Origin of the sequence: Paeniclostridium hominis (assembly GCF_014306135.1) — a bacterium.
In the GTDB taxonomy this organism is placed as follows: Bacteria; Bacillota; Clostridia; order Peptostreptococcales; family Peptostreptococcaceae; genus Paraclostridium; species Paraclostridium hominis.
Map to the genome: position 1 here is coordinate 131,875 of NZ_JACRWD010000004.1, position 16,755 is coordinate 148,629.

The window sequence follows — 16,755 nt, forward strand, 5'->3', positions numbered from 1 at the left end:
ATGGGGTATAGTAAAAGTAGAATTTTAAACTTGATATTTTCATTATCAATAAGCTTGTTTATAATAACTTCAATTATTAAATTTACAGTTAATTTTAAGCAATTATATTATTTTAATATAGATTATTTAAATATTCCAAAGTTAAGTAATATGACTAAGGAAGATATAAAGCTTAATTATGATTATTTAATTGATTATAATACAAGCAATAGTGATTTAGATTTTAATTTACCTACATTAGAATCATCAGCTCAAGGAAAAATTCATTTTGAGGAAGTTAGAGATATATTTCAAAATGTAAAAAAATTAAATAATATAACTTTAATTTTTTTAATTATAGGGATATATATAAGTATTAGAAATAATGATTTAAGCATTTTAAAATATAGTGCAATAACTTTAATATTAATACCATTAATATTAATTATGCCTATACTTATAAATTTTCAAAAAAGCTTTGAAATATTTCATAATATATTGTTTGGCAATGATTACTGGATATTTGATCCAAATTTAGATTCAGTAATAAATATATTACCAGCAGAATTTTTCCTTCATTCAGGAATTATGATATTAATACTTATATTTATAATTAGCTTATTAATGATATTTAGTTATAAAAAATTAAATAAAAGGAGTAGTAATTAATTACTACTCCTTTTATTTAATTTATAAGCTATAATTTTTTACCTAGATTTAGAATATCTCCTATTTTACTCATTATGTAATCATGACTTTTTATATTATGAGGAACTAAACAAGAAGAACAATCTTTTATTCCGTTATCTGTATATTTAAAGTTTCCGCCACAATTTTCCTTTAAAGCATATAAAGGACAATAGCAAAATAGGCAATTAAAGTTTTTGGGATCACTCACTTTATGGCAAGGAAAATATTCACATTTATCATTACTAAAAAATTTATAATTATCAGACATAACATATACCTCCTAAAATATTTAGAGTTTCAATATAATTATACTAAAAATTTACAATAGTGGTATAATAAAAAAAAGTACATTAAATGAGGTGTTACAATGGAAAAAATAGTAGAAAAGGCGTTGTTAGTTGGGCTTAATATAACTACTAACGTAAAAAAAGTTGATGATATAGACATTAATGAATCTATGGAAGAATTAAAAGAGCTTGCAAAGGCAGCAGGAGCAGAAGTTGTAGGCAGTATTATACAAAATAGGCCAGCAAGAGAAGCTGCCTTTTATATAGGAAAAGGGAAAGTAGAAGAGATAAAGGCATATTGCGAATCATTAGATGCTACAGTAGTAATATTTAACGATGAATTATCAGGAGCGCAAATAAGAAATATAGAAGAATTAGTTCAAAGAAAAGTAATAGATAGAACAACTTTAATATTAGATATATTTGCACAAAGGGCCTTAAGCAAAGAAGGTAAGCTACAAGTTGAATTAGCTCAGTTAAAATATAGACTACCTAGACTATATGGTATGGGTGGAGAGATGAGTAGAACTGGAGCAGGTATAGGAACAAGAGGTCCAGGAGAGCAAAAACTAGAGGTAGATAAAAGACACATATTAAATAAAATGGCAGATATAAGAAGAGAACTTAGGGATGTAAAGAAAAACAGAGAAACTCAAAGATCTCAAAGATTAAAATCTAATATACCTATAGTTGCTTTAGTAGGCTATACAAATGCAGGAAAATCAACATTACTTAATGAACTTATAAAAACGCATAAAGAATATAGTGTTGAAAAAGAAGTTTTATCAAAAGATATGTTATTTGCAACGTTAGATGTTACTTTAAGGAAAGCTTTACTTCCTAATAAAAAGGAATTTTTAGTTGTAGATACAGTTGGGTTTGTAAGTAAACTACCACATGACTTAGTAGAAGCATTTAAAGCAACTTTAGAAGAGGTTCACTATGCTGATTTAATAGTTCATGTGGTTGATGCGACAAACGAAAGTTTTGAAATACAAGAAAATACTACTAAAAAAGTATTAAAAGAATTAGATGCTGAAGATAAGCCTACTATAATGGCTTATAACAAAATAGATAAGTTAGAACTAGATATATATCCTAAAAATCAAGAAAATACAGTTTATATATCAGCTAAGCAAGGCATAAATATGGATAAACTTACAGAAATGATTCAAACAGCATTGATGGAAAATACTCATAGAGTAGATTTATTATTGCCATATGAAAGAGGAGATGTATTTAGTAAATTAAAAAATAAATACAATGTTGAAGAGTTTGAATATGTTGAAAATGGAATAGAATTAACAGTTAGCTTGGATGAAGAAGACTATAATATATATAAAGAATATATAATAAATGAGTAGGGATTAATATGAATATATGTTGGGATAATATAGAAAATTTAGAGGATTATTTTATAACTTATCTTCTATATAAAGAATCTAGAACAGTATCTCAAATAAGTAAGATAAGGAATATTGAAATTCAAGAGGTAAATGACCATTTAATAAAGGCTAAGATGGAAATAAAAGCTATGCTTAAAAGTCAACTAGAACTATCTAAAGATGTATTAGATAAATTTTTAGAATTAGGCAAAGATGATAGAATTAATTTTATGAATAATCTAGATGATGAGAGATTATTACAATTTAAAAGAAAGTTATATAAAAGAATTATAACCGAAAAAAATGCAGAAGATTTAATGATATTAATATGGGCAACTGGTGAGTTAAATGATGATAGATTTTTAGGGATTTTACATTCATTAACTACACATAGACATTCAGATGTTAGAAGGATAACTTACTCGGCTCTTAGAAAAATATCTTCAGCTCAAAGTAGAGAATACTTTCAAAGAGGATTATATGATTCTAATGCACAAACACGTCAGTATTGTGCAAAAGCTTTAGCAAAAGTAGGAAATAAAAGTAGTCTTTCAATGATTAAAAGACTTAAAGAGAGAAAAAAAGACGAAAAAAACTATGTAATAAAAGCTTATGAAGATGCAATAGAACAGTTAGAAAAAACTACTTAATTATATAACATAAACACTATAAATTTAACATATAATGGATTAACATAAGAAATTACTTAAAAATTTATCTCCATAACTTGGTGTAAAAATATGGTTAAGTAGGGGGAATTTAATATGATACTAAGACGTTGTGCAGGGGGCATAGTATTTTATGCAAACAAAGTATTAATAATCAAAAATGACAGAGGCGAGTGGACTATTCCTAAGGGAAAAATAAATGATGGTGATATACCTAGTGAAGTTGCGCCATTAAAAGTTAAAGAGGAAATTAAAGTTGAAGCTAAAGTACTAGATATGGCAGGAGATACTATGTATGAATTTTACTCAAGAAGCAGACAACAAAAAGTATGCAATGCTATTATGTGGTATATAATGGAGTCTGATGATACAAACTATAATATTGTTGATGATAGTATTAAAGAAGCTGGATTTTTTAAAGTCAAAGATGCTTTGGATATGTTAACTCATAATAGAGAAAAGTCGCTAGTAGATATATCATATAAGAAGTTTAAAGATTTAAAAAAACAATGTGTTGATAACTAAGTATATAGTTATTATTACTTAAATAGAACAAGGTATTTACCTTGTTCTATTTTTATGATTATAATTATTATATAAATAAGTTTAGGAGGCTATATTATGTATAAGACATTACACGAATTTGGAATGGACGAGATTATTATAGATAAATCTACATTTATTGGATATGCAAAGCCTATAAAAACAGAAGAAGAAGCTATTGAATTTATAAATGAAATAAAGAAAAAGCATAAAGATGCAAGGCATAATGTTTGGGCATATACAGTGGGTAAAAGTATGAATATACAAAGATACAGTGATGATGGAGAGCCTCAGGGAACAGCAGGTATACCAACTTTAGAAGTTATAAAAAAAGAAGATTTAAGAGATGTAGTAGTTGTTGTTACAAGATACTTTGGAGGAATTAAATTAGGCGCTGGCGGATTGGTAAGAGCTTATACTAAAGGAGCTAAGATAGGACTTGAAGCTGCTAAAATAATTGAAAAAGTAATGTATCAAGAAGTCAAAATTAAAATAGATTATAATCAACTTGGTAAAGTTCAAAATGAAATAATGAATATGGGATACTTTATAAAAGATACTATATATGAAGATAATGTAGAAATAATAGTTTACTCAAGAAAAAATGAAATTGAAGGTATTATAGAAAAAATAAATGATATAACAAGTGCTACAGCAAACATAGTTTTAGGAGAAGAATTTTATTTATCTGAAAAAGATGGACAAATAATACTTTAAAATTAAAGTAATGTCTCAATATAACTAAAGTTATTGAGACATTACTTTTTAATTTTTACATTTAGGTTTGGTAGAATTAAATATACCTTTTTTAACTTCTAATATTCCTACGATTAGCAAAAATACACCAAATACTTTTCTTAGAGTTTCTGATGAAATATAGTTAGCTAAGAAAGAACCAGCTATAGCTCCAGCTACTCCAAAAAGAGCTATTGGAATTACCAAACTCAATATTACATTTTTATTTTTTATATGGATTATTAAAGCAAATATAGTCATAGGAACAGATGAAAGTAAGTTTACACTTTGTGCTATTTTAGGGTCTATGTTTAAAAATAGTATAAGAGCAGGAATTAGTATTGTTCCTCCACCCATTCCCATTCCACCTATTATACCTGAAAAAAATCCTATTATGATAAGTAGCATTAAAACACCATCCTTAGAGCAGCTATAATCATTATTATTCCAAATGAAATCCTAAGAAACTTTCCTGTAAGTTTACAAAGAATTTTAGCACCTATTATTCCACCTATTATACTTCCTATTGCAACTTTGAATGTTAGGTTTAAATCATAGGTTCCTTTTGATACATATATAAAAGAACTTGTAACAGTTAAAAAAACTACTATAGATAAAGCTGTTGCATGTGATTTATGCTCTTCTACCTTTAGGATATTATTTAAAATAGGTACTAATAATGTTCCTCCACCAGATCCAAAAATGCCATTTATAAATCCTGAAATAGAACCTATAAGTGAGTTTTTAATATTAAAATTAAAATATTTTTTATTCATATGATCACCTTCTTGCATTATTTTTCACATAAAGCATAAATTATATTTAATTAAAATAAAAATATCTGATATAATTGGCTTATCCAAAAAATGTAAGGAGGAATAGTTTATATGACAAACATAAATGATAAGATAGATAAAACGGTAGAATGGCTTAGAGAGAAAGTAAAGGAATCAAATACCAATGGATTAATAGTTGGAGTATCGGGTGGAATTGATTCAGCTGTAGTTGCGTATTTAATAAAAAAAGCTTTTCCAAATGACTCTATGGGCGTAATAATGAGTATAAAAAGTAACCCTCAAGATAGATTAGATGCACTTAAAGTAATACATGGTTGTAATATAGAATATTTAGATTTAGATTTAACAGATGAGCAAGTTAGTATATATGAAAAAGTTATAAATAACTTAAAAGAAAAAGACTTATATAATGAAAAAAATAACAGAATGAGTGATGCTAATTTAAGAGCAAGAATAAGAATGAGTACTGTGTATACTGTTGCTAATAATATGGGATACTTAGTTGTAGGAACAGATAATGCAGCTGAAATACATACAGGATATTTTACAAAGTATGGAGATGGAGGAGTTGATTTAATTCCATTGGCTAATTTAACTAAGAAGGAAGTGTATGAATGGGCTAAAGTTTTAGGTGTTCATGATGATATTATAAATAAAGCTCCATCAGCTGGACTTTGGGAAGGACAAACTGATGAAAATGAAATGGGAACTACTTATGATATGATAGATGCAATTGTAGAAGGTAGAATAGATGAAGTTCCTCAAAAAGATAAAGAAATAATAGCTAGATTACATAGGGTAAGTGAGCATAAAAGACATACTGCGGCAGCTCCACCTAAGTTCTAATTTACTAAATTAAAGTTTTATGCTAAAATTACGGTGTATATATAGTATAAATTAATTTATAATCATACTAATTCATATTACATATTAACTATACCTATATAAGATATAAGCATAACAAAGTTTTATTTAGATAAAATAATTTACAGAGCAAGGAGTGGAATTATGGGACGTATAGGAAACATAATTAATAGAAAAGGTAAGCAAGATGCAAAAAGAGCAAAGATATTTACAAAGCATGCTAGAGCGATAGCAGTTGCAGCTAAAGATGGTGGAGCAGACCCAGAATACAATGCAACTTTAAAAACAGCAATAGATAAAGCTAAAGCAGATAACATGCCTAACGATAATATAGATAGAGCTATAGCTAAAGGTGCCGGTGGCGGAGCAAATGAAAACTTTGAAACTATAGTTTATGAAGGATATGGACCAGGAGGAGTTGCAGTAATAGTAGAAACTTTAACTGATAATAAAAATAGAACTGCAGGAAATGTTAGATACTACTTTGATAAAAATGGTGGTAACCTAGGTACTAGTGGATGTGTGTCTTTTATGTTTGATAGAAAAGGTCAAATATTAATAGAAGCAAATGATGAAGTATCAGAAGATGAATTAATGGAAACAGCTTTAGAAGCTGGAGCAGAAGACTTAATCGTTGAGGAAGATGGATTTGAAGTAGTAACTTCTCCAGAAGATTTCCAAGCAGTTAGAGATGAATTAGAAGCTAAAGGATATAATTTTATATCTGCAGAAGTAAAATTATTACCTCAAACTACTACTAAATTAACTGAAGAAGAACAATTAAAGTTTATGAACAGATTAGTTGATATGCTAGAAGATGATGATGATGTTCAATCTATAGCACATAACTGGGAAATAGAAGAATAAATAAAAAGAGGAGATATATATCTCCTCTTTTTATTTATATTTAAAACTAGAACAGCTTGTCTCGGAATACATATTAGGTCTTTTAGTATCAGGTGAAACCTTAATAGAATCTAATGTACATAAGTTATTATCATTATAAACACAAGTTTCTACTTTACAACATATACAAGAACAAGGACCATCATCATTTGTATTATTAGTTAAATTACTATAAACAAAATTTTCTAAAAATGATGCACAAGCTGTATGTTCGATTGTTTTTGCTTGAGTTCCGTGTACATCAATTCTATTTGCGTAACATATGTTTTTATTATTGTGAGAACAATTTTCAACACTACAATTTATTTTACTCATGGAAATCCCTCCTATAATAGTATATAGTAAAATTATTTCCAAATAGATTTGTATATATACTAAATATAAATAAATTAGGCGATATAAAAATAATATATTAATATATCGCCTTTAAAAGTTTAGTTATTGTGTGAAAATAATATATCATAATTTTTTATATCCATTAAGATTCTTGCAATTAGTACTGAACTTCCAGGATAAGTTTTTATCAAAGGACAAATATCATATAATCCTATCTCAAAATCTTTAAAAGTATAGCTACTTTCTTGATCTATAAATTTTTCAAAATTTTTCACATAATTTTTTATATCTATAAATTGTGCAAGTGATAGGTTTGCAAAAACACTTATTTTGTGATTCGGTTGTTTTAAAAGTAATACTTGCTGTTTAAATTCAATAAACTCCAATCTATCTAAAATTCTATTATCTATATTCAATAATTAATCCCCCTTTTACCAACTATATTATAAGTTTTTAACAGTATAATATGAAAATCGATTAGTAAATGGAACGAATATTTAAAAATTTTAATTAAAAATTAATCAATAAATTGATTGTAATCACAGTTTTATTAAACAATTGTACATATAATGTAAATATAACTTGTAAAACTTGATACAACAAAAATAGAATAAATTTAATAAATGATAGAAAAAGGAGATTAAAGGTATGAAAGAATTAATAAAAAATATAGAAAAAGCAAAAAGTATAGATTTTGATAGTTTAGTAAGTTGTAGTGAGGGACAAATAGAAACAGTAACTATGGCACAAAAAAAAGGTGTGGGAATAACTGTCTTAGCTTTTGGTAAGGGAGAAGGAGTAGGGCCTCATGCAGCAAAAGGGGATGCTTTAATATATATACATGAAGGTGTTGCAACAGTAAAAATAGGAGAGGACACAATAGAAGCCACAAAAGGTCAATTTGTAGTCATGCCAGCTAATATACAACATCAAGTAACTGCAAAAGAAGATATGAAGATGCTTTTAGTAGTTGTTAAGGAGGACTAAAAAATGAAGTATTTAAGAAATATTGAAGCATTTAAATCTATACCAATGAATGAAATGATAAATCACACTGGAAATAAGATTGCAAGTAAAGCTCTAATAGATAATGACAATACAGAGATAAGATTTTTCTCGTTTGCAAAAGGAGAAAGTATAGATAAAGAATATTATGAAATGGAAACATTGTTTGTCATAATAGAAGGTAGTTGTAGAGTTTTATATAATGAAAATGAAGAAGTATTGTTAAATAAAGGTGATATCGTAGCTTTAGAGGCTGATATAAACTATGGAGTGGAAGCTTTGACTGATGTTAAGTTATTTAATATATTAGTAAAAGCATAAATAATAAAAAAGCTATAGCAAAGCTATAGTTTTTTTATTATTAATAAGTGAATTCTTTTATTTTATCAAAATCTTTTACTATTAGAGTTTTATTACCTTTAAGTTTTATAGCTCCAATTTCTTCAAACATGGGTAATTTTCTACTTATAGTTTCTCTTGTTATACCACAGTAATTTCCCATTCCTTCTCTATTTACTGGAAGTTTAATTATGACACCTTCATTAGATTTAACTCCATATTTTTCGCTAAAATCCAAAATCATATTGGCTATTCTTGAATGAATATCATTAGTTGCAAGATTTATAGCTATGTTTTCAGCTTCTACAAGTCTTTTACTAAGTTGATTTATTATTTTTAAAGAAATGCTTGGATTTTTAGCTAGAACTTCATCAAAATTTTCTTTAGACATTATACATATAGTTGTTTTTTCTAATACAGTAGCAGAAAAGTTACTTATTGGGTTATCTTCAAACAAATTAGATTCTCCAAAAAACTCACCTTCCTTTAGTATATGAACTATTTGTTCTTTTCCTTCACTTGTAAGTTTAGATAATTTAACTGCACCACTACTTAAGATGAATAGATTGGATGATTTTTCCCCTTCAGTACAAAGAACATCACCTTTATTGAATATAAGGTGACTCATGGTAATAGCTATTTTATTCATTTCATCTTTGCTTAAAGCAGAAAATATAGGAACTTCTTTTGCATATAACTTTTTTTTGCAATTTTCACAGCTGAATCTTTCCACAAAAACATCTCCTTTTATTTTGTACTTATATTGGAATATATGGATGGTTAAACGTTTATATAAACTTATATTTAAATTATATAATAAAATATATTTATTAAAAATATAAATAATTTTAAAATCCTACAAATTTTGACTACAATCACATTTTTTTTAAGTAAAGAAAGTTATTATGTATTCATAAAGGTAATGAGCAGATAAATTAGGAGGTAATTATTATGGATAACATAAAACTTACAAAAGATATTTATTACATAGGAAAAGTTGATGATAGAGATGTTCCTTTTCATAGATTAATACTTACAAAAGGAACAACATACAATAGTTATTTTTTAGATACAGAAAAACCAACAGTAATAGATACTGTTGATATGATTTATGGGAGAGAATTTGTAGAAAATTTAAGTAAATTAACAAATTTAGAAAAAATAAAATATATAGTTGTAAATCATACTGAACCAGATCATTCAGGTGCAATGGCAGGACTTTGTATAAAAGCTAAAAATGCTACTATAGTTTGTTCAGAGATTGCAGTAAATGAATTGAAAGAATTATATAAGTTACATAATAGAGAATTTTTAGTTGTTAAAGATGGTGATACATTAGATATAGGTGGAAAGACACTTTTATTTAAAATGACACCATATCTTCATACAGCAGAGACAATGATAACATATTGTGTGGAAGATAAAATATTATTTCCTTGTGATATATTTAGTACACATGTAGCTACATTTGATTTATTTGATAATCTAGCAAAAGAAGATATAACTGATGATTTTATAGGATATTATAATGCAATAATAGCTCCTCATAGAAATTATGTGAAAATATTAATGGAAGCTATAAAAGATTTGGATATAAAAATGATAGCACCATCTCATGGGTATATATTAACTCAAGATATAGATAAATACATAAACATATACAAAGATATGAGTGTTATAGATTTAAATGGTAAAAAAGCTAGTATAGTTTATAGTACTATGAGAAATTCAACTAAAAGTATAGCGAATTTAATTAAGACAGAATTAGAAAATGCTAATATGGAAGTTTCATTATTCAATGCTAATAAAGATGATATAAATGAAATATTAAAAGCAATAGAAAGCTCAGATGTTGTATTATTTGGTTCATCAACTAGATATGGAGATATGATAGGAAGTATAGAAAATGTATTAAAAGAACTTAAAGAAAAAGATTTAGAAGGTAAAATAGCAGGAGCATTTGGGTCTTATGGATGGAGTGGAGAATCTATAGAGATAATACAAGAATATTTAAATGATACAAACATGAATGTATTAAACACTTCAAATATTATAAAAAATACAGGAATGACAGAAGTTGAATTTCCAATAAGAGTAAAATTTTCATTAAATGAAGATTCAAGTAAAGAAGTTATAAAGGCTGTTGAATATATAAAGACAGTTATAAAATAAATTTAAAGGAGAAAGAAAATGCAAAAATATGTATGTGATGTTTGTCAATATGTTTATGATCCAGAAATAGGAGATCCTGAAAATGGAGTGGCTCCAGGAACTAAATGGGAAGATGTTCCTGAAGATTGGACTTGCCCAGATTGTGGAGCAGATAAGAGTTATTTCTCAAAATTTGAAGACTAAAGAAAAATATTAATAAAAAGAGTGTCTTAAGGAATTTAGCTTTAAATTTTTTAAGACACTTTTTTATTTGCATACTGATATTTTATAAATAATTTTAAATAAATGTATGAAAAATATCTAATTGGAAAAAATAACCGGTATAAGGAGGTTGTTTTTAATGTTCGAAAAGAAAAAAGAATTTCCTTGGCGAATACCGATTATGATAGTTTTAGGCATAGCAGTTCTCGCTGGAGGGATTTATGTAGGATTTAAAACATCAGATGAAGTGATCTCTAAAGATAAAGACACAAAACCTAAAAAGGAAGAAGAAATAGTTAAAGACACATTTAAGTTAAGCAAAGATTGTGAAATTTGGGTAGAAAAAACATTTGAAGATGGAACATCTAGTAATGAACCACCAACTATGATAGGAACGATACCATCAGAATTAATAGGAAAGTCAAAGGATGAGATAACTAAATATCTAACAACAAAATATCCAAACAGAACAATAAAAAAATTAGATAAATATGAAATAACTTTACAAGAAAAAGAAAATTTTAATGATCCCAAAAAAGCTAATCAATTTGTAATAGAAGACAAAAAAGGTATTATAGTAGTTTGCAAGTACAATGGCAATGGAGATAGAGAAATACTTGAAAATACTGACATTGAAACTGAGTCTTTGCCTAAAAAGGTTCAAGAAGAAGTCAAGGTTGGTATATCTGCAACAACACAAGATGAAATATATTCTAAACTAGAGGATTTTGGAAGTTAAACACTTAAAATAATTTAATAATATCTAACTATAAAGAGATGAAAGGGAAACTTTTCATCTCTTTATAGTTTGCATAGAAATATGGTATTATATATTAATACAGAACGTAAGTTTCGTAAAAGGAGTTATTTTAGTATGATTATTTTAGGTATAGATCCAGGAATAGCTATAGTTGGTTATGGAATTATAGAATATAAAAATAATAAATTTAGGGTTATTGATTATGGAGCAGTAACTACACCAGCACATATGGATGTATTAAAAAGATTAGAACTTGTTTATAAAGGTATAGATATGCTTATCAAAAACTACAACATAGATGAAGTTGGTATAGAAGAATTATTCTTTAATAAAAATGTAAAAACAGCTATTACAGTAGCACAAGCAAGGGGCGTTACTATGCTTGCTTGTGCACATAATAATAAGCCAGTATACGAGTACACACCTCTTCAAGTGAAGCAAGGAGTAGTAGGATATGGTAGGGCACAAAAAGCTCAAGTACAACAGATGGTTAAATCTTTTTTAAATTTAAAATCAGTACCAAAACCAGATGATGTAGCAGATGCATTAGCAGTTGCAATATGTCATTGCCATTCGAATAAATTAGAAAAAACACTTAAAAATATAGGGGGGAAATATGTATAGTTATATAAAAGGAAGTATAGAAGAAATAAACTTAGATAGCTTAGTAATAGAAGCAAATAATATTGGATATAAAGTTAATGTATCATCAAATACACTATCAGATTTAAAGCTAGGAAAAGAATATAAAATATATACCAAATTAATAGTAAGAGAAGATGATATGAGTCTTTGTGGTTTTTCAACAAAAGAAGAACTTAACATGTTTGAATTATTAAATTCAGTCTCTAAGATAGGACCTAAGGTTGCATTAGGTATATTATCTTTTGCAACCCCAAAGCAAATAGGTGCATATATAGTTAGTGAAGATGTGGCGAAAATGTCTAAAGCTCCTGGAGTTGGAAAGAAAACAGCAGAAAGAATTATTTTAGAATTAAAAGATAAGATAGATAAAAATAATATTGAGTTTGAGCCGACACTTCTTTCACAAGCTCCAATAGTTGTATCTCAAGATGAAGCAGTTGATGCACTTATTGCCCTTGGATATTCATCTCAAGAATCTAAAGAAGCAGTTAATAATTGTAAAAAAGGTGGAATGAATACAGAAGATATAATAAAGAAATCATTAAGTTATTTAATGAGTAAATCTCTTAGATAAGGGGGCGAATTTAAACTATGTTTGAAGATGAAAATAGAATAATAACATCCACTATGCAAAATGAAGATGTTGATATAGAAAACAATTTAAGGCCTAAAAGTTTAGATGATTATTTAGGACAAAAGAAGGCTAAAGAACTTTTAAAAATATTTATAGAAGCAGCAAAAGCTAGAAATGAACAACTAGACCATGTTTTATTATATGGACCACCTGGGCTTGGAAAAACGACATTAGCATCTATAATAGCTAGTGAGATGGGTGTTAATCTTAGGATAACTTCAGGACCTGCAATAGAAAGAGCTGGAGATTTAGCTGCTATTTTAACTAACTTAAATGAAAATGATGTTTTATTTATAGATGAAATTCACAGAATAAGTAGAACTGTAGAAGAAGTTTTATATTCAGCTATGGAAGATTATTGTTTAGATATAATTATAGGTAAAGGCCCATCAGCTAGAAGTATAAGACTTGATTTACCTAAATTTACTTTAATTGGAGCAACTACTAAAGCTGGTATGTTAACTAATCCTTTAAGAGATAGATTTGGAGTTATATGCAAGTTAGATTATTATACAGTTGAAGAATTGGCACAAATAGTAATTAGATCATCAAGCATATTAGGAGCAGAGATTCAAATTGGAGGAGCTACAGAAATAGCGAGAAGATCTAGAGGAACACCAAGGATATCAAATAGATTATTAAAAAGAGTTAGAGATTATGCACAAGTTAGAGCAGATGGAAATATAACAGACGAAGTTGCAAATGATGCATTAGAATTATTAGGAGTAGATAGTTTAGGACTTGATCATGTCGATGAAAAACTTCTAAACACAATAATTGAAAAATTTAAGGGAGGTCCTGTTGGATTAGATACTTTAGCAGCTTCTACAGGAGAAGATAGAAATACAATAGAAGATGTTTATGAGCCATATCTACTTCAATTAGGATTTATAAATAGAGGACCTAGAGGTAGGATTGCAATGCCTTTAGCTTATGATCATTTGAAAATACCATACCCTAATAAAAAATAGAAATTAAATAAGCATATTGACAATAAATATCATTAATATAGAAAAATATTATTTTTTTTGTTATGATGTAATTTGTACTAAAATATAGAAAGGACGTTTAAATTGAAAACTAGCGATTTTTATTTTGACTTACCAGAAGAATTAATAGCTCAAACACCTCTTGAGGATAGATCAAATTCAAGACTTATGGTTTTAGATAAAAAAACTGGGGAAATTGAGCACAAAATATTTAAAGACGTTATAGATTATTTAAATCCAGGAGATTGTTTAGTTCTTAATAATACAAGAGTTATACCAGCAAGACTTATAGGAGAAAAAGTTGATACTGGTGGTAAAATAGAATTTCTTTTATTAAAAAGAACTGATAAAGATATTTGGCAAGCATTAGTTAAACCAGGAAAGAGAGCTAAGGTAGGAACTAAGTTCTCATTTGGAAATGGAAAACTTATAGGAGAGGTAGTAGGACTTGCAGAAGAAGGTTCTAGATTAGTTAAGTTTTACTATGAAGGTATCTTTGAAGAAGTATTAGATGAACTTGGAAATATGCCGTTGCCTCCATATATAACAAAAAGATTAGAAGAAAGAGAAAGATACCAAACTGTTTATTCAAAACATAATGGTTCAGCAGCAGCACCTACAGCGGGTCTTCATTTTACAAAAGAACTTTTAGAGAAGATAAAGGAAAAAGGTGTAGACATTGCTTTTGTAACATTACACGTAGGACTTGGAACGTTTAGACCAGTTAAGGTTGATGATGTTTTAGAACATGAGATGCATTCTGAATATTATATGGTAGATAAAGAAGCAGCTGAAAAAATAAATAAAGCAAAGAAAAATGGTAATAAGATTATATGTGTTGGAACAACTAGTTGCAGAACTGTTGAGTCAGCAAGTAACGAAAATGGTGAGATTGTAGAATCTAGTGGATGGACTAATATATTTATATATCCAGGGTATAAATTTAAAATGGTAGATAAATTAATAACTAATTTCCATTTACCAGAATCTACACTAATAATGTTAGTAAGTGCATTAGTTTCAAAAGATGCTGTTTTAAATGCATATAATACTGCAGTTTTAGAAAAATATAGATTCTTTAGTTTTGGGGATGCAATGATAATCAAATAAATATTAGGGGGCTAACATGAAAAAGATAGATGAAAAGAGTTTAGCACTTAAAATAGCCTATATATTTGAATCATTATTAGCAATGGTTGTACTTATTGCAGTATTTTTAGGAACAATTGATGTGCTTAGAATAATATGGCAATCATATATCGTAGAATATAAAACTGTAGTACAGTATGCTCAATTTAATGATTTATTAGGACAAATATTATTATTAGTTATAGGAGTAGAATTAGTGGTGATGTTATCACTACATATTCCAGGGGCATTAATCGAAGTATTATTGTATGCTATAGCTAGAAAATTATTATTGCTACCTAAAAGTGAAGGAATGCTTGAGCTACTTTTAGGTATAATGGCTATAGCTGGATTATTTGCAATAAGAAAATACTTACTTACGGATGATAATAGCTCAATGAATGTCACAAGCATTCATTTTGAAGAATGTGAAGAAGATGATTGTGAATGTCATAAAAGAAATTTAGAGCAAGCTTTAAATTATCAAAAAAAATAATAAAAGAAAGTTAAGGAGAGTCAGCATGAGTGCAATAAGATATGAACTTATAAAAACTTGTAAGCAAAGTGGAGCAAGACTAGGAAGATTACACACTCCTCATGGAGTAATTGAGACACCAATATTTATGCCAGTTGGAACTCAAGCAACTGTAAAATCTATGACACCAGAAGAATTAAAAGAAATAGGATCTCAAATAATATTAAGTAACACATATCATTTATACATGAGACCTGGTCATGATTTAGTTAAAGAAGCTGGAGGGCTTCATAAGTTTATGAACTGGGATAAACCTATACTTACAGATAGTGGAGGGTTCCAAGTATTTAGTTTAGGTCCACTTAGAAAAATAACTGAAGAAGGTGTACACTTTAGATCTCATATAGATGGATCAAAGCACTTTATAAGCCCTGAAAAAGCTATGGAGATACAAAATGCATTAGGTTCAGATATAATGATGGCATTTGATGAGTGTGCTCCATATCCAGCAGATAGAGAATATGTTAAAAATTCTTTAGAAAGAACTACAAGATGGTTAAAAAGATGTAAAGAAGCTCATAAAAATACAGAAAACCAAGCCTTATTTGGTATAATTCAGGGTGGTATGTATAAAGATTTAAGAGAACAATCAGCAAAAGAAATATTAGAATTAGACTTACCTGGATATGCAGTAGGTGGTTTAAGTGTTGGAGAGCCAAAAGAGTTAATGTATGAAGTTTTAGATTATACAGTACCTCTAATGCCAGAGGATAAGCCAAGATATTTAATGGGTGTTGGAAGTCCTGATGATTTAATAGAAGGAGTAATAAGAGGAATAGACATGTTTGACTGTGTATTACCTACTCGTATAGCAAGAAATGGTACTGCTATGACTAGTGAAGGAAAAGTAGTAGTTAGAAATGCAAAATATGCAAGAGATTTTGGACCATTAGATCCTAATTGTGATTGTTATTGTTGTAAAAACTATACAAGAGCGTATATAAGACATTTAGTTAAAGCTAATGAAATATTAGCTGCAAGACTTATAACTACGCATAACTTACATTTCTTATTAGATTTAATGAAGCAAGTAAGACAAGCTATAATGGAAGATAGATTATTAGATTTTAGAAGAGAATTTTTCCAAAAATATGGCTATGAATTATAATTATTTTAAGTTATAATGATTATTATACCGAACAAAAACTAAAAGGTTT

Annotated in this window: 24 protein-coding genes; 18 read left to right on the forward strand and 6 right to left on the reverse strand. The window is 27.8% G+C overall.

What is annotated here, in order from left to right:
* Positions 1 to 648, forward strand: coding sequence for a TIGR01906 family membrane protein (locus H8891_RS11170; RefSeq protein ID WP_187006513.1), 648 nt, complete (start codon positions 1 to 3; stop codon positions 646 to 648).
* Positions 649 to 676: 28 nt separating this feature from the next.
* On the opposite strand, the gene H8891_RS11175 is transcribed toward H8891_RS11170, so the two are convergent.
* The gene (locus H8891_RS11175) at positions 677 to 937 is read right to left on the reverse strand and encodes a cysteine-rich small domain-containing protein (RefSeq protein ID WP_187006514.1); all 261 of its coding nucleotides are present in this window, start codon (positions 935 to 937) and stop codon (positions 677 to 679) included.
* Between the two features lie 99 nt (positions 938 to 1,036).
* Between H8891_RS11175 and hflX the strand changes: the two genes are divergently transcribed.
* From hflX to H8891_RS11195, 4 genes are all read left to right on the forward strand, one after another.
* On the forward strand, positions 1,037 to 2,320 hold the full coding sequence (hflX, locus tag H8891_RS11180) for a GTPase HflX (RefSeq protein WP_187006515.1): 1,284 nt from the start codon (positions 1,037 to 1,039) through the stop codon (positions 2,318 to 2,320).
* An 8-nt stretch (positions 2,321 to 2,328) separates the two neighbouring features.
* A complete protein-coding gene (locus tag H8891_RS11185) occupies positions 2,329 to 2,991 on the forward strand; it encodes a HEAT repeat domain-containing protein (protein ID WP_147547185.1) in 663 nt (220 codons plus the stop codon).
* A 114-nt stretch (positions 2,992 to 3,105) separates the two neighbouring features.
* Complete coding sequence (locus H8891_RS11190; RefSeq protein WP_147547187.1) at positions 3,106 to 3,534, forward strand: NUDIX domain-containing protein; 429 nt, start codon at positions 3,106 to 3,108, stop codon at positions 3,532 to 3,534.
* A gap of 96 nt (positions 3,535 to 3,630) precedes the next feature.
* Positions 3,631 to 4,269 carry a YigZ family protein gene (locus H8891_RS11195; RefSeq protein ID WP_187006516.1) on the forward strand — a complete coding sequence of 213 codons (639 nt, stop codon included), beginning with the start codon at positions 3,631 to 3,633 and terminating at the stop codon, positions 4,267 to 4,269.
* A 48-nt stretch (positions 4,270 to 4,317) separates the two neighbouring features.
* On the opposite strand, the gene H8891_RS11200 is transcribed toward H8891_RS11195, so the two are convergent.
* The gene (locus tag H8891_RS11200; RefSeq protein WP_187006517.1) at positions 4,318 to 4,695 is read right to left on the reverse strand and encodes a sulfite exporter TauE/SafE family protein; all 378 of its coding nucleotides are present in this window, start codon (positions 4,693 to 4,695) and stop codon (positions 4,318 to 4,320) included.
* Positions 4,695 to 5,063, reverse strand: coding sequence for a sulfite exporter TauE/SafE family protein (locus H8891_RS11205; RefSeq protein ID WP_330604981.1), 369 nt, complete (start codon positions 5,061 to 5,063; stop codon positions 4,695 to 4,697). Before H8891_RS11205 ends, H8891_RS11200 begins: the two co-directional genes overlap by 1 nt.
* 111 nt (positions 5,064 to 5,174) lie before the next feature.
* On the opposite strand from H8891_RS11205, the gene nadE reads away from it, so the two are divergent.
* Together nadE and H8891_RS11215 are read left to right on the forward strand one after the other, a co-directional pair.
* Positions 5,175 to 5,930 carry an NAD(+) synthase gene (nadE, locus tag H8891_RS11210; RefSeq protein ID WP_187006519.1) on the forward strand — a complete coding sequence of 252 codons (756 nt, stop codon included), beginning with the start codon at positions 5,175 to 5,177 and terminating at the stop codon, positions 5,928 to 5,930.
* Positions 5,931 to 6,092: 162 nt separating this feature from the next.
* The gene (locus H8891_RS11215; protein ID WP_147547198.1) at positions 6,093 to 6,815 is read left to right on the forward strand and encodes a YebC/PmpR family DNA-binding transcriptional regulator; all 723 of its coding nucleotides are present in this window, start codon (positions 6,093 to 6,095) and stop codon (positions 6,813 to 6,815) included.
* A 30-nt stretch (positions 6,816 to 6,845) separates the two neighbouring features.
* Here the strand turns inward: H8891_RS11215 and H8891_RS11220 are convergent, their stop codons facing one another.
* Positions 6,846 to 7,169, reverse strand: a complete 324-nt coding sequence (locus tag H8891_RS11220; RefSeq protein WP_187006520.1) for a DUF1540 domain-containing protein — start codon at positions 7,167 to 7,169, stop codon at positions 6,846 to 6,848.
* A gap of 119 nt (positions 7,170 to 7,288) precedes the next feature.
* Positions 7,289 to 7,606 (reverse strand): hypothetical protein, encoded by a 318-nt coding sequence (locus H8891_RS11225; RefSeq protein WP_187006521.1) that lies wholly within the window; start codon positions 7,604 to 7,606, stop codon positions 7,289 to 7,291.
* A gap of 232 nt (positions 7,607 to 7,838) precedes the next feature.
* Here H8891_RS11225 and H8891_RS11230 point away from each other — a divergent pair, with 232 nt between their 5' ends.
* Complete coding sequence (locus H8891_RS11230; RefSeq protein WP_187006522.1) at positions 7,839 to 8,177, forward strand: cupin domain-containing protein; 339 nt, start codon at positions 7,839 to 7,841, stop codon at positions 8,175 to 8,177.
* Between the two features lie 3 nt (positions 8,178 to 8,180).
* Positions 8,181 to 8,516: a cupin domain-containing protein gene (locus H8891_RS11235; protein WP_187006523.1), complete on the forward strand. Its 336-nt coding sequence runs from the start codon at positions 8,181 to 8,183 to the stop codon at positions 8,514 to 8,516.
* Between the two features lie 40 nt (positions 8,517 to 8,556).
* Here H8891_RS11235 and H8891_RS11240 read toward each other — a convergent pair whose 3' ends face one another.
* A complete protein-coding gene (locus tag H8891_RS11240; RefSeq protein WP_330604980.1) occupies positions 8,557 to 9,267 on the reverse strand; it encodes a Crp/Fnr family transcriptional regulator in 711 nt (236 codons plus the stop codon).
* Positions 9,268 to 9,485: 218 nt separating this feature from the next.
* Between H8891_RS11240 and H8891_RS11245 the strand changes: the two genes are divergently transcribed.
* The 9 genes from H8891_RS11245 (at position 9,486) to tgt (ending at position 16,706) form a co-directional block, all read left to right on the forward strand.
* Positions 9,486 to 10,706, forward strand: coding sequence for an FprA family A-type flavoprotein (locus tag H8891_RS11245; RefSeq protein ID WP_207723619.1), 1,221 nt, complete (start codon positions 9,486 to 9,488; stop codon positions 10,704 to 10,706).
* Between the two features lie 18 nt (positions 10,707 to 10,724).
* A complete protein-coding gene (gene rd, locus H8891_RS11250) occupies positions 10,725 to 10,889 on the forward strand; it encodes a rubredoxin (RefSeq protein WP_187006524.1) in 165 nt (54 codons plus the stop codon).
* Positions 10,890 to 11,046: 157 nt separating this feature from the next.
* Positions 11,047 to 11,646: a hypothetical protein gene (locus H8891_RS11255; protein WP_187006525.1), complete on the forward strand. Its 600-nt coding sequence runs from the start codon at positions 11,047 to 11,049 to the stop codon at positions 11,644 to 11,646.
* A 135-nt stretch (positions 11,647 to 11,781) separates the two neighbouring features.
* Positions 11,782 to 12,291, forward strand: coding sequence for a crossover junction endodeoxyribonuclease RuvC (gene ruvC, locus H8891_RS11260; protein WP_147547212.1), 510 nt, complete (start codon positions 11,782 to 11,784; stop codon positions 12,289 to 12,291).
* Positions 12,284 to 12,886, forward strand: coding sequence for a Holliday junction branch migration protein RuvA (ruvA, locus tag H8891_RS11265; RefSeq protein ID WP_187006526.1), 603 nt, complete (start codon positions 12,284 to 12,286; stop codon positions 12,884 to 12,886). The genes ruvC and ruvA overlap by 8 nt, the downstream gene beginning before the upstream one ends.
* Before the next feature lie 17 nt (positions 12,887 to 12,903).
* Positions 12,904 to 13,917 (forward strand): Holliday junction branch migration DNA helicase RuvB, encoded by a 1,014-nt coding sequence (ruvB, locus tag H8891_RS11270; RefSeq protein WP_147547216.1) that lies wholly within the window; start codon positions 12,904 to 12,906, stop codon positions 13,915 to 13,917.
* A gap of 102 nt (positions 13,918 to 14,019) precedes the next feature.
* Complete coding sequence (queA, locus tag H8891_RS11275) at positions 14,020 to 15,045, forward strand: tRNA preQ1(34) S-adenosylmethionine ribosyltransferase-isomerase QueA (RefSeq protein WP_147547218.1); 1,026 nt, start codon at positions 14,020 to 14,022, stop codon at positions 15,043 to 15,045.
* A 16-nt stretch (positions 15,046 to 15,061) separates the two neighbouring features.
* Entirely contained in the window at positions 15,062 to 15,559 is a 498-nt protein-coding gene (locus H8891_RS11280; RefSeq protein ID WP_147547220.1) for a phosphate-starvation-inducible PsiE family protein, read from the forward strand.
* Between the two features lie 25 nt (positions 15,560 to 15,584).
* Positions 15,585 to 16,706: a tRNA guanosine(34) transglycosylase Tgt gene (tgt, locus tag H8891_RS11285; RefSeq protein WP_147547222.1), complete on the forward strand. Its 1,122-nt coding sequence runs from the start codon at positions 15,585 to 15,587 to the stop codon at positions 16,704 to 16,706.
* Positions 16,707 to 16,755: the final 49 nt, after the last annotated feature.

Excerpts from the sequence above, each read along its gene's own strand:
- H8891_RS11195 (WP_187006516.1), top strand. The coding sequence starts at position 3,631 with ATGTATAAGACATTACACGAATTTGGAATGGACGAGATTATTATAGAT.
- H8891_RS11230 (WP_187006522.1), top strand. The coding sequence starts at position 7,839 with ATGAAAGAATTAATAAAAAATATAGAAAAAGCAAAAAGTATAGATTTT.
- H8891_RS11205 (WP_330604981.1), bottom strand. The coding sequence starts at position 5,063 with ATGAATAAAAAATATTTTAATTTTAATATTAAAAACTCACTTATAGGT.
- H8891_RS11200 (WP_187006517.1), bottom strand. The coding sequence starts at position 4,695 with ATGCTACTTATCATAATAGGATTTTTTTCAGGTATAATAGGTGGAATG.
- ruvA (WP_187006526.1), top strand. The coding sequence starts at position 12,284 with ATGTATAGTTATATAAAAGGAAGTATAGAAGAAATAAACTTAGATAGC.
- tgt (WP_147547222.1), top strand. The coding sequence starts at position 15,585 with ATGAGTGCAATAAGATATGAACTTATAAAAACTTGTAAGCAAAGTGGA.
- H8891_RS11255 (WP_187006525.1), top strand. The coding sequence starts at position 11,047 with ATGTTCGAAAAGAAAAAAGAATTTCCTTGGCGAATACCGATTATGATA.
- H8891_RS11280 (WP_147547220.1), top strand. The coding sequence starts at position 15,062 with ATGAAAAAGATAGATGAAAAGAGTTTAGCACTTAAAATAGCCTATATA.
- ruvC (WP_147547212.1), top strand. The coding sequence starts at position 11,782 with ATGATTATTTTAGGTATAGATCCAGGAATAGCTATAGTTGGTTATGGA.
- H8891_RS11190 (WP_147547187.1), top strand. The coding sequence starts at position 3,106 with ATGATACTAAGACGTTGTGCAGGGGGCATAGTATTTTATGCAAACAAA.
- H8891_RS11245 (WP_207723619.1), top strand. The coding sequence starts at position 9,486 with ATGGATAACATAAAACTTACAAAAGATATTTATTACATAGGAAAAGTT.
- H8891_RS11175 (WP_187006514.1), bottom strand. The coding sequence starts at position 937 with ATGTCTGATAATTATAAATTTTTTAGTAATGATAAATGTGAATATTTT.
- H8891_RS11185 (WP_147547185.1), top strand. The coding sequence starts at position 2,329 with ATGAATATATGTTGGGATAATATAGAAAATTTAGAGGATTATTTTATA.
- H8891_RS11220 (WP_187006520.1), bottom strand. The coding sequence starts at position 7,169 with ATGAGTAAAATAAATTGTAGTGTTGAAAATTGTTCTCACAATAATAAA.
- rd (WP_187006524.1), top strand. The coding sequence starts at position 10,725 with ATGCAAAAATATGTATGTGATGTTTGTCAATATGTTTATGATCCAGAA.
- nadE (WP_187006519.1), top strand. The coding sequence starts at position 5,175 with ATGACAAACATAAATGATAAGATAGATAAAACGGTAGAATGGCTTAGA.
- H8891_RS11215 (WP_147547198.1), top strand. The coding sequence starts at position 6,093 with ATGGGACGTATAGGAAACATAATTAATAGAAAAGGTAAGCAAGATGCA.
- ruvB (WP_147547216.1), top strand. The coding sequence starts at position 12,904 with ATGTTTGAAGATGAAAATAGAATAATAACATCCACTATGCAAAATGAA.
- H8891_RS11235 (WP_187006523.1), top strand. The coding sequence starts at position 8,181 with ATGAAGTATTTAAGAAATATTGAAGCATTTAAATCTATACCAATGAAT.
- hflX (WP_187006515.1), top strand. The coding sequence starts at position 1,037 with ATGGAAAAAATAGTAGAAAAGGCGTTGTTAGTTGGGCTTAATATAACT.
- H8891_RS11170 (WP_187006513.1), top strand. The coding sequence starts at position 1 with ATGGGGTATAGTAAAAGTAGAATTTTAAACTTGATATTTTCATTATCA.